The 11,181-nt window shown below is 68.4% G+C and carries 10 protein-coding genes; 1 reads left to right on the top strand and 9 read right to left on the bottom strand.

All coding sequences use genetic code 11. The annotated features are described in order from the left end of the window. Positions 1-154 precede the first annotated feature (154 nt). Positions 155-1,327 carry an MBL fold metallo-hydrolase gene (locus tag ACT009_RS06300; RefSeq protein WP_445193486.1) on the bottom strand — a complete coding sequence of 391 codons (1,173 nt, stop codon included), beginning with the start codon at positions 1,325-1,327 and terminating at the stop codon, positions 155-157. A gap of 144 nt (positions 1,328-1,471) precedes the next feature. On the opposite strand from ACT009_RS06300, the gene ACT009_RS06295 reads away from it, so the two are divergent. Continuing rightward, the gene (locus tag ACT009_RS06295; RefSeq protein WP_445193485.1) at positions 1,472-3,046 is read left to right on the top strand and encodes an amidase; all 1,575 of its coding nucleotides are present in this window, start codon (positions 1,472-1,474) and stop codon (positions 3,044-3,046) included. 128 nt (positions 3,047-3,174) lie between these two features. Here the strand turns inward: ACT009_RS06295 and ACT009_RS06290 are convergent, their stop codons facing one another. The 8 genes from ACT009_RS06290 to trmB form a co-directional block, all read right to left on the bottom strand. After that, on the bottom strand, positions 3,175-3,594 hold the full coding sequence (locus tag ACT009_RS06290) for a DUF4345 domain-containing protein (RefSeq protein WP_445193484.1): 420 nt from the start codon (positions 3,592-3,594) through the stop codon (positions 3,175-3,177). Next, on the bottom strand, positions 3,591-4,049 hold the full coding sequence (locus ACT009_RS06285) for a DUF2721 domain-containing protein (RefSeq protein ID WP_445193483.1): 459 nt from the start codon (positions 4,047-4,049) through the stop codon (positions 3,591-3,593). Before ACT009_RS06285 ends, ACT009_RS06290 begins: the two co-directional genes overlap by 4 nt. An 83-nt stretch (positions 4,050-4,132) precedes the next feature. Continuing rightward, positions 4,133-5,260: a zinc-binding dehydrogenase gene (locus ACT009_RS06280; protein ID WP_445193482.1), complete on the bottom strand. Its 1,128-nt coding sequence runs from the start codon at positions 5,258-5,260 to the stop codon at positions 4,133-4,135. A gap of 155 nt (positions 5,261-5,415) precedes the next feature. Then, positions 5,416-6,750 (bottom strand): chloride channel protein, encoded by a 1,335-nt coding sequence (locus tag ACT009_RS06275; protein ID WP_445193481.1) that lies wholly within the window; start codon positions 6,748-6,750, stop codon positions 5,416-5,418. Positions 6,751-6,806: 56 nt separating this feature from the next. Continuing rightward, complete coding sequence (locus tag ACT009_RS06270) at positions 6,807-9,263, bottom strand: DUF5703 domain-containing protein (protein ID WP_445193480.1); 2,457 nt, start codon at positions 9,261-9,263, stop codon at positions 6,807-6,809. Between the two features lie 3 nt (positions 9,264-9,266). Continuing rightward, positions 9,267-9,866 carry a Dps family protein gene (locus tag ACT009_RS06265; protein WP_445193479.1) on the bottom strand — a complete coding sequence of 200 codons (600 nt, stop codon included), beginning with the start codon at positions 9,864-9,866 and terminating at the stop codon, positions 9,267-9,269. A 104-nt stretch (positions 9,867-9,970) separates the two neighbouring features. Continuing rightward, a complete protein-coding gene (locus ACT009_RS06260; protein ID WP_445193478.1) occupies positions 9,971-10,405 on the bottom strand; it encodes a hypothetical protein in 435 nt (144 codons plus the stop codon). Positions 10,406-10,497: 92 nt separating this feature from the next. After that, positions 10,498-11,178 (bottom strand): tRNA (guanine(46)-N(7))-methyltransferase TrmB, encoded by a 681-nt coding sequence (gene trmB / locus ACT009_RS06255; RefSeq protein ID WP_445193477.1) that lies wholly within the window; start codon positions 11,176-11,178, stop codon positions 10,498-10,500. Positions 11,179-11,181: the final 3 nt, after the last annotated feature.

The raw sequence follows: 11,181 nt of genomic DNA, 5'->3' as shown, positions 1-11,181 counted from the left end.
CTTGTTCCGGGGTCCACCGTCCCACAAAATCAACGGCTCATGCCCGTGCGGAACAGTGGATCCCGGAACAAGTCCGGGATGACGGAGTGGGTTTCGCAAGGTCTCGCGAGGGCGGGAGCACAGTGCCGGGTCCCCGTCTTTGCGGGGACCCGAGTCACCGGAGCGCTCGCACCGCTGGGTTATCCAGGCACCGCAGCAACATATCGCGATTCACCGCCGCTACCTTGGTCGCCGCTGTATAGACCGCCACCTCGGTCGGCACGCCGATCGCGACCGGGGCGAACCCCGATTGCCCGCTGCAGCGCATCGCCGCCGCCAGCAGCTTCGGCGGGGTGTCGTACGCTTCGTAGGACAATCGGAACGTGCCCCAGTGGATCGGGATCGCACGCGCGGCGCCGAGCCGGCGATAGATCTCGACCGCGTCGACCGGGCCGATGTGGCTCCCCGATTCCATCTGGCCGGGCACGAAGCGGAACGCGCCGATCGGGATCAGCGCCAGTCGGATCGGTCCCAGCGCCGCGGCTTCGGCGGGCCAGCGGCCATCGCCCATCCCGGTGTCGCCCGCGAAGAACAGATTGCCCCCCTCCGGTAGCGTGACGACGAAGCTCGACCAGAGCGCGCGGTTGCGATCGGTGAACCAGCGGCTGCCCCAATGATGGTTGCGGGTCACGGTGACCGTTACCGGGCCGACTTGCGCGTGCTGGCCCCAATCGAGCGCTATGGCGCGGGCGCCGGTCTGCGCGATGACGCTGTCGTTGCCGAGGCTGGTGACGATCGCGGGCTTGTCGCGCCGCCACAGCCGCGCGATCGTCGCCTTGTCGAGATGATCGTAATGATTGTGGCTGACGAGCACGAGATCGATCCGCGGCAGATCGTCGAACGCGATACCGGGCGCGGCGACCCGGCGCGGGCCGGTGCCGAGCGGGCCGGCCTTGTCGCTCCACACCGGATCGGTGAGGATGTTCAGCCCCTGGGTCTGGACCAGCACGCTGGCATGCCCGACCCAGGTGACGACCATCCGATCACCCGCGACCCGCGCCTCGGGCTTGGCCTGCGCGACCTTCACGACGGAGGGCCAGGCGGGCCGGCCGTCGCTGCCGGTCAGATAGCGCCAGAAGAAGCTCGCGCGCCCGCCGCCGCCGGGAGGTCCGGCCGCGGTGTCGTCGTCGCCGTCGGGGTTGAAGAACCGCTCGCCGTCGAAGTGATCACTGGGCGCGCCGCGATAATAGATACGATCCAGATAGTGCGGCGCGATCACGATCGCCGATCCAATCACGATCACCAGCAGCAGGATCAGCGAACCGACGATCTTCAGGGCTGGGGTCACGGCGATCCTTCGGGACTGGCAGAGCCTTGCACAACGCCAGCACATCCGGTCGGTTCAGTTGAACGAGCTACTTGTCCGCATGCTTATGCTGACGCACACAGCGAATGGCGGCGGCGGGGACCGCTGAACATCACGGAGAACGGCATGCGCGCTTTCGGTATCGGATTCTTGCTGGCGGCTGCCCTTCCCGCGGGGGCACACGCCCGCACCGTGGTGGTCGAGGAACGATCGATCGACGAACTGCAGGCGCTGATGACCGCGAAGCAGGCGACCAGCGTCGACCTGGTGACCGCCTATCTGAACCGGATCGCGGCAATGGACCGCAAGGGCCCGACGCTGCGGTCGATCATCGCGATCAACCCCGATGCGCTGGCGCAGGCGCGGCAGCTCGACGCCGAGCGCAAGGCGGGGCGCGTGCGCGGGCCACTCCACGGCATCCCGGTGCTGATCAAGGACAATGTCGAGACCGCCGATCCGATCGCGACCACCGCGGGCAGCCTGGCGCTACGCGACAATGTCACGCGCCGCGACGCGCCGGTGGTCGCGGCGTTGCGTGCGCAGGGCGCGGTGATCCTTGGCAAGACCAACCTGTCGGAATGGGCGAACATTCGCTCGTCGCATTCGATGAGCGGGTGGAGCGCGGTCGGCGGGCTGGTGCGCAATCCCTATGCGCTCGATCGCACCGCCTGCGGGTCGTCGAGCGGATCGGGCGCGGCGGTGGCAGCGAGCTTCGCGGCGGCGGCGGTGGGCACCGAGACCGACGGCTCGGTGGTCTGCCCGTCGTCGATCAACGGGCTGGTCGGGCTGAAGCCCTCGATCGGGCTGGTCAGCCGCACGCGGGTGGTGCCGATCAGCCATAGCCAGGACACGCCGGGGCCGATGGCGCGCAGCGTTCGCGACGTCGCGACGATGCTGTCGGCGATGAGTGCGGCCGATCCCGCCGATCCGACGACGGCCGGTGCGACGGCCCGCGACTATGCCGCCGGGCTGTCGACCAGCGCGCTGTCGGGGCTGAAGATCGGGGTGATCCGGCCCGAGATGACCGCCGACCTTGCCGCACGCTACGACGCCGCGCTGGCGGTGCTTCGCGCCGGCGGCGCGGTGCTGGTCGAAGTGGAGCGGCCGAAGCTGGAGGGATTGGGCGAGGCCGAATTCACCGTGCTCAAGACCGAGCTGAAGGCGGACATGAACGCCTATCTGGCAACCACCCCGGCGGCGGTGAAGACGCGGACGCTGGACGACGTCATCGCCTTCAACAAGGCCAACGCCGCGACCGAGATGCCGTATTTCGCGCAGGAAACGTTCGAGGACGCGGCCAGGACGAAGGGCCTCGACGATCCCTCCTACAAGGCGGCACGCGCCAAGTCGCTGCGGCTCGCCGGCGTCGAGGGGATCGACGCGATGCTGAAGACCGCGGGCGCGCAGCTGCTGGTCGAGCCGACCTATGGCGGGGCGTGGCTCAGCGACCCGGTCTATGGCGATCAATATGGCGGGCCGAGCTCGAGCGAACTGCCGGCGATCGCCGGCTATCCCAATCTGACCGTGCCGATGGGGCTGGTCGACGGCCTGCCGGTGGGGTTGTCGTTCATCGCGACGAAGAATGCCGACGCGACGGTGCTGGGCGCGGGCTATGCGTACGAGCAGCGGGCCCGGGCGCGAACGGCCCCGCGCTATCTGCCGACCGCGGATGCGGGGCCGGGGCTGGAGGGCGCGCGGTAGGGAAGGCCGAAGGGAGCTCTACGCCGCTTGTGCTCCCGCGAAGGCGGGAGCCCAGTACTAAGTCCCCGCCTTCGCGGGGACACATGAAACCGTCCATGCCTTGCGGCTGCCTTACCGATCTAGACCAATCACACCCGCGTGGTGCCAAACCGGAACCGCTGCGCCCAGCGGCGAGCGAAGCTCAGCTGCCAGACCATTAGGCACGGCACCACGCCGATTTCCATGCCGAGCCCGAGAACATGGCCGTGCGACGGCACGCCGACCGCAAGCAGCGACACCAGCCGCGCCAGCCCGCCGACCACGATCAGGCCACCGAGCAGGCGGAACCGCGCGCCCTTGCGCTCGATCGACGGGATGCAGCTGAGAAAGCCCAGCCCGGTTGCGAAGAAGATCCCGGATATGTAGCGGAAATGGCTGTCGAGATCGATCGGTACTGTCGCGAGATGGCCGAACGGCGCGGGCCCGTGGACGATGCCCTGGCCGCCGACGACCAGCGGCAACAGGCACGCGACCGCGACGACCAGCTGGAGCAGGCGCTTTTCGATCATCGATCCTTCTCCAGCAGCTCGGGACGGATATGGATCGCGCGGAGCGAGACCCGCACCTCGACCATGAACGATACCAAAGCGGCGATCAGCAGCACCATCGCGAGAATGAACGACAAGGCGACCAACGTGCCGAAATGCAGCTTCGCGAGCTCCGCGACGAACAGCAACGCGACCACCAGGCACGTCATGATCGCGCTGCTCACCGCGAGAAAAAGCGCCGCGTTGATGATCGACATCCGCCGGTCGAGCAGCCGCAATTCCATGACGTGGCGCTCATGTTCGGGCCCCGAGCTGCGCGGGTGGAGCAGCTCGAGCGCCCGCGCGCGATCGATCACCCGCGACAGCCGACCCGCAAGCACGTTGAGCAGCGCGCCGATGCCGGCGAGCATGAACACCGGGGAGAGCGACAGCTGGATAGTCTGCGCGATTGTGGATACGGCGGGAAATGTCGGCATCCCCCGCTGCATAGTATCTCCTGCGACCGGGGGTAAAGGGGGATGCCGGATCCCGTGCTCCTGCTCACGCAGAAGCTCGGTGATCAGCGCGATGGATCGATCAGAAACTTTTCTCCCGTCGCGCGGCGCGCATAGGCCGCGATTACCGCTGGATCGAGCGCCTCGCGTAGCGAGATCACGCGCGTGTAATGGCTGGCGAAGGTCGTCTTCAGCTCGGCATTGACGCGCGCGCGCAGTTCTGCGGTGCGGGCGGGGCCGACGCGGGCGAGGAACGGCGTCAGCAGCCAGCCGCCGATCCCCCAAGCGAGCCCGAAATTCCGGTCGATCGTGGTGGGGCGGACGTCGAGGCTGCCATAGATATAGGCCTGTTTGTGGACGCTCGATCCGTAGCGGCTGTAGCCGCCGGCCTTTCGGTTCGCGGCGGCCTCGATCGCGGTGAGGATGCGGTTGACGAGATCGCCGCCGCCGATCGCGTCAAAGGCGATCGTCGCGCCGGTGGTCACGACCGCATCGGTCAGGGTCTCGGCGAAGTCGGGCGTGCTGCTGTCGCAGACATGCACCGCGCCTGCATCGCGCAGCAGCGCTGCCTGCGCGTCGTTTCGGACGATGTTCACCAGCGGGATGTTGTCTGCGATGCAGATCCGGTTGAGCATCTGGCCGAGATTGGACGCCGCCGCGGTGTGGATCAACGCGCTGTGGCCCTCGAGCCGCATCGTCTCGATCATGCCGAGCGCTGTCAGCGGGTTGACGAACACCGATGCGCCCTCCGCCGGCGTCGCGTCGTCGGGCAGCACGAAGGCGTCGGCGGCGCGCACGGTGCGGTATTCGGCGTACATCGCGCCTGCGATCAGCGCGACGGTCTTGCCGAGCAGATGCTCCGCGCCGTCGCCCGCCGCAACGACGGTGCCCGCGCCCTCGTTGCCGACCGGCATCGCCTGATCGAGCCGCGCCTTCATGCCCGGCATCCGCTTCTCGGGGATCGTCGCGGTGGCGGTCGGCAGGCCGGCATCGTCGCCGCCAACCAGCGTCGAAAGGTCCGCAGGTCCGGTCAGCAGCCCGAGATCGGACGGATTGATCGGTGCCGCCTCGATCCGAACGACGACTTCGCCGGGGCCGGGGGGCGGAGTGTCGACCTGCGCGAGGGTAAGCTGCAACTCACCGCCGCCGGTGACGCACGAACGCAGCTGAAGTCCCGTAAATCCGTCGGCCATCGATGATCCTTCCTAATCGTGCGCGGTGTTCGCCTGCCGGCCACCCGCGCTCGCGCTTCTATGCGCGGATGTGGCGGAAGTACCAAACCAGGCGCCTGCGGGTGGCGCCGGAGCGTGCGTTCCGGCTCGTGCCCGCGCGAACAGGAAAGGTTGCTTTAAGGGGATCGGGTCGTTTCCGTCATCGCGAAGGTCTTCGACAGGCCGTGGTACAGCTTTTCGCGACAGACCCATTGGCTCGCCGCGTCGGCGATGAACGCGGTCGCGAACATCGGCAGCATCAGGCCGCGGCTGGCGGTCGTCTCCGACAGGATGATGACCGCGGTGAGCGGCGCGCGCACCACGCCCGCGAAATAGCCGACCATGCCGAGAATTACGATCGCGCTGGCGGGTTCGCCGGGAAAGATCTCGCGCAGCAGGTTGCCGATGCCCGCCCCGACCGCGAGCGAGGGGGCGAAGATCCCGCCCGGCAGCCCCGCGATCGCGGTGGCGGCGGTGGCGATCAGCTTGGCCGGCCCGAACCAGAGCGGCGCGTCGACGCCGACGATCATCGCCCGCGCCGCCGCATAGCCGGTGCCCCAGGTGAGCCCGGTGACGACGCCGAGCACCGCGACTATACCGCCGCACAATCCAGCGAAGATCACCGGATGGTCGCGCGACCATCTGGCCAAGCGATTGCGACCGCGCGCCATTGCCAGCAGCACCCGCGAAAACAGCCCGCCTGCCATCCCTGCGACGATCCCTGCGACCGGCGCCACCAGCAGCGCCGACGACAGCGGCAGATGCGCGCCGATCGCACCGAAATAGATATAGTCGCCCTGCACCGATTGAGCGACCATCCCCGCGATCACGATCGCGGCGAGCACCAACAGCGTCACGCGCTGTTCGTAGGCGGAGGCGAGCTCCTCGATCGCGAACAACAGCCCGGCGAGCGGTGTGTTGAACGCCGCCGCGACGCCCGCCGCGCCGCCGGCGATGACGACGCCGCCGCGCAAAGGCACCCGCACCACGCGGTGAGTGAAACCCATGATCGCCGCCGCCAGCTGGACGGTGGGTCCTTCGCGTCCGACCGAAGCGCCTCCCAGCACCGCGCCGATCGTCAGCACCGCCTTCGCCGCAACCGTGCGGATCGAGATCAAGGTCTCGGTGGCGGCATTCGGGTCTGCCTTGGCGGCAATGACCTGCGGGATACCCGATCCCCGCGCCAACGGGGCGTAGCGGCGGGTCACCCATACCAGGCCCATGAACGTCAGCGGCGTGGTCGAGAGCGGCAGCCAGTGGCAGTGCCTGGCGAAACCGTCGAACGCCGCGCCCGCTTCGTCGGCCGCCTTCGCGAACAAGGTCGCGACGATCCCGACCATGATCGCCCCGACGAGGATAGCGGCGCGGGTTCGAAACAACGTAGACCGCGGTCCGCGCGCGCGCAGCAACGCGCGATAGCGCGACGGCGTCCAGCGCTTGCCCGGCAAAAGGCGGTCGAAGATGCCAGCCATGCCTCCCTCTAAGGTGATCGCGCGCCGAGGCCAGCCCCTACGCCTCGCGCCAACGACTATCCTGCCGGAGACGAGGAGTCGGCGGTGAACCAATCCGGCAGGACGATCCGCGACCGCGCCGCGGGTGGCTCGACCGTCAACGCGACCAGCCGGCCGGCGCGGAGGGTCGCGTCCACGCGCGTGCCGTGCGGTGCGTGGAGGCGGAAGTCGACATCCCAGTTGCGCGGCCAGGCGGGGAACAGGTGGATCGCATCGCCGGGCGTCTGCATCAGCATTTCCTGGAGGCCGATCATGCCCGAGCCGCCCCAGTTGTGGTCGGGTGCCCAATCGTGGCCGGGGCCCCAGAAGGTTGGATAGCGGCGACCGGAATCATCGAGCTTCAGCGCGGTCAGCCTGGCGGCTTCGTCGGTCAGGCCAAGCCGCGCGCAGAAGATCGCGTCCTGGTGCCAGCTCTTGATGCCCTTCTGCGCCGGGGTGTCGACGCCGTGATGCCAAGTGTCGATCGCGATTTGCAGGTCGGGCAGGCCGACGCTGTACTGGTGATAGGGGAACACCGGATAGAGCTGCGGGATCTCGACATTCTGGATCCGGTCCCACAGCGCGGCGGGCGCGAGGACGCGGTGGCCGGCCATCCGGCGGGTCGGGAAGGGCGGCAGCGTCTTGCGCATCGCGGCGTAGCGGGAGCGGAGGGGGGGGGCGAGAAGCCGTTCGCGCAGGGCCAGCAGTGCCGCCAGCACCGCGTCCAAGCCCGCGATCGTCACGGTCGAGTTCAGCGCGCTCTTGTACGTTTCGCAAGCGGTGCCGGGGAAGAACACGAGCTTGCCGTCCGCATCGAGCTCGGTCCCCGCGATGCGTGCATGTTCGCGGCGGTAATGCTCGTCGAAGAAGGTGAGGCAGCTGTCGACGAAGCCGAGATCGCCCGACACGTCGGTGCCGGCGAAACGCCCGACCTCGAGCATCATCAGGCAGAATTCGAGCACGGTGTCCCAGAGGTGATCGACGAATGCGCTGTCCTCGACGCCGGGCAGCAGGATCGCGGGCTTGTTCCAGGTCCGTTGCCAACCCCATTCCTGCCCGCAGCACAGCCCGAAATTCTCGATCTGCTCGACGAAGCAGGCGCCCTTGTGGCCCCAATAGACCTGCGTGCGAAGCTCCGCGGTGCGGCGCAGGCGGCGATAGAAATCCAGCTGCGGCCGCATCAGATCGGCGTCGCCGCTCTTCAGCATCGGCCAATAAACCAGCCGCTGGTTCTGCGCGGTGAACTCGCCGCCACCCCAGGCGCGGTAATCGGGCGACAGGCGCAGCTCGGCCTTGGTAAACTCCGGATCGACCGTCAGGTTGCCGCCGTTGAACTTGGTCGGCCACGCGCTGCGCGCATTGGTGCCGAGCTGATGACGGAACAGCTGGTAGTTGCGCCCGATCCGCCACGGCTGGCTGTCCGGCCGCGGGTCGCCGGGTTCGATCGCGATCCAGCTGCGATCCCAGAACGCCCGCCACCAGCGCCGGCTGCGCGCGCGCGATGCCGCGGCGCCCGGATCCGCCGCAACCAGCCGACGCAGCCCCGCGAGCCAGTCCTCGCGCGAGGCGGCCTGCGCAACGTGACAGTAGAGGCGGAGCGCCTGCCTGCGTCGCGGGCGGCGGCTCGCGAGCCGCCAGCCGGTAAAGTCGGTGCTGGCGTAACGCCCTTCAACGGTGCCGGCGGGCGCGACATCGTCGCCGCGTAGCAAGGCGCCGAAGCCGAGCCCGGCGAGCGGGTTCCACAATTCGCCCTTCACGTCGGTGAGGCCCTGCTGCTCGACGAGCAGGTCGAAGACGCTGGTGTCGCGATTATGGTGACGGCTGAGCACGCCGCGCTCCGCGAACCCGACCTCGTCGGCATATTGGCGCGGCGTGACCGGTGCGCCGTCATAGGCGCGGTGCATCGACATCTCGGTGGGGTGATAATCGCGGTCGGCGGTGCGCCAGCTCTCCCACGTCGCGGTCATCCCGATCCGGGCGGCGCTCTCCGCGACGACGTGGACGATCGGAGCGTCGACGTCGGCCCAAAGGGTGACGGTCAGATCGCCGCAGGTCACCACCATCTCGCCGTCGACCAGGCGCAGGCGTTGCTCGAACCCGGCTCCTGCAGCGAACGGCGACGGATCGAACCGCAGCCGCGCGCGGCCGAGCTTGAGGTAGCTGTTGGTTTCGTCGAACGCGCCGCTGCGGGCGACGTAGAACAGCAGGTCGTCGCCTTCGACCCAGACGTTCAGCCCGATGTCGCCCGCCCCGCACGGCATCGATTCGCCGGCATCGCGACTCGCGCTGCGCCAGATCGGATCATAAGCCGACATGCGGCGGTCGACCGCATCGACCACCTCGCGATCGCGGCGATCGCGGTCGCCCGCCGATGCGACCCCCGTGACGCCTGCCGCCGCCATGCCCGCGAGCGTCGCCCGCTTTGCCTCGTCCATCGCGCCAGTGTCGCTGCTCCCGGCGGGCGACGCAATGGCGGCGCAGGCCGGGCGACGCATCACCTACGCGTTGGGCCGCACCAGTTCGGTCGCGGCGAGATGCTCGGCCACGAACCACACTTCGGGTTCGTGGGTGCGGATGACGTTGCTCACCAGCAGATCGTTGGTGCCGTCGTCGCCGGCCTCGTCCGCCGCGTCGGCGCCTTCGCGAGCCTGGCGCAGGATGATCTCGTGAGCTTCGAGCAGTCGCGACAGCTGGGTCGGGACATCTTCGCGGCCCTTGGGCGGGCGGGGGATCTTGGTCATTTCCGCCACGTCGGGAGCCATCGCGATGCTGATCCCCCCCAGCGCCATGATCCGTTCCGCGATGAGATCCACGAGCGCAGCCTGCTCCTCGTAATGCTTATCCAGCAGGAGATGAAGTTGGTAGAAGGTCGCGCCAGACATCTGCCAGTGATGCTTCTTGTACAGATCGCGCAGGGTCATCGTGTCGGCGAGCACCTGGTTGAGCGTCGCGACGCTCTGCGCGCGGGCATTGTCCTCAAGCGCCAGCGGCAGCTCCTTCAGCGTTCCGTAGGGCTGGATCTCGCGATATTCGACCTTGTACTGAGGCTGTGCCTCGACCGAAGAGGGCTGGGTGGACTTGCCGGGTTTGCGCGCCATTGCGTTCGTTCCTTCGTGAAAAGCTGTCGACCCCCTCAACGTAGCTTCGCTGCGAAGGGTCCGTGCGTCCGGTCGCTGGCGTACCGATCTGCGCGGCGGTCGGATCAGTCGCGCTTCGTCGCTGCCTGCAGATCGGCCGGCAGCATGTAGGTGGGACAGTAGCGATACGCGGTGCCGTTCCCGCGCGTGCGCAGCGTGAAGGTCAGGGCATCCTGCACCGTGACGGTCTGGCGCTCGCTGAACCTCGGGGCCGGGCCGCTCCCGGCACCGATGCACGACTGGACCACCTCGTATCGAGTGCCACGGCGCGACAGCACATGGACGCTACAGCTTCGGCTGTGCGCGCTGCTGATGCCGCGGCCGTCATACTGGCGGATCGCCGCGTTGGGCGCCGACGCGCAGGCAACGCCTTTCTGCACGTAGATGCCGGGCTTCAGCCGATAGGCGCCGCCAGGTTTGGGCGAGGTGTCGACGCTTGCCGCTGCTGCGGAGGCGATCGTCGCCAGCGCGAACGCTCCCAATATTCGTTGCCGCGCCATATCGATGACCCTCCTCGTCCAGTGGCCCCGCCGCTAGCCCTTCTCACCTGAACGCCTGGTGATGCGGGCCGTCGCCATCCCCTGCGTACCGGTCAGCGCCGCACGTAGCGAAAGTACCAGACCTCGTGCCCCTGGCGTCGCGCCTTGCGTTCGTAGCGTGTCTCCGGCCAGTCGGCAGGCCGTTCGAGGAAGTCGCGCGGGCTCTGCGCGGTCCAGGCGAAGTCGGCGCGCTGATTCATGATCATCATCGACCAACGACAATAGGTCGGGTCGTCGGTGCCCAGCCGGAACTCGGCGCCGGGCTTCAGCTTGGCGGCGATGGCGTCGAGCGGACCGTGATTGACCATGCGGCGCTTGGCATGCCGCGCTTTCGGCCAAGGGTCCGGATGGAGCAGGTAGAGCCGGTCGAGGCTTGCATCGGGAAGGCGCTCGATCACCTCCAGCGCGTCGCCCATGTGCAATCGGACATTGTCGAGCACGTCGTCGCGGATGTGGACGAGCGCGCCGACCACGCCATTTAGAAAGGGTTCGCAGCCGATGAAGCCGGTGTCCGGGGTCTCGCCCGCCTGCGCCGCGAGGTGTTCGCCCGCGCCGAAGCCGATCTCGACATGCAGCGGACGATCGTCGCCGAACAGTATGCGCGCATCGAGCGGGCCGGCCGCGGGCACGCTGAGCCGGGGCAGCGTCTCCTCGACCAGCGCGGCCTGGCCCTCGCGCAGCTTGTGGCCCTGCCGCCGCCCATAGAGGCGGCGGATCGTCGCGGGATCGTTCATGAC

Source organism: Sphingomonas sp. Tas61C01, assembly GCF_052567495.1.
The sequence above is the reverse complement of the archived record's forward strand: the minus strand, read 5'-3'. Positions and strand labels throughout refer to the sequence as shown.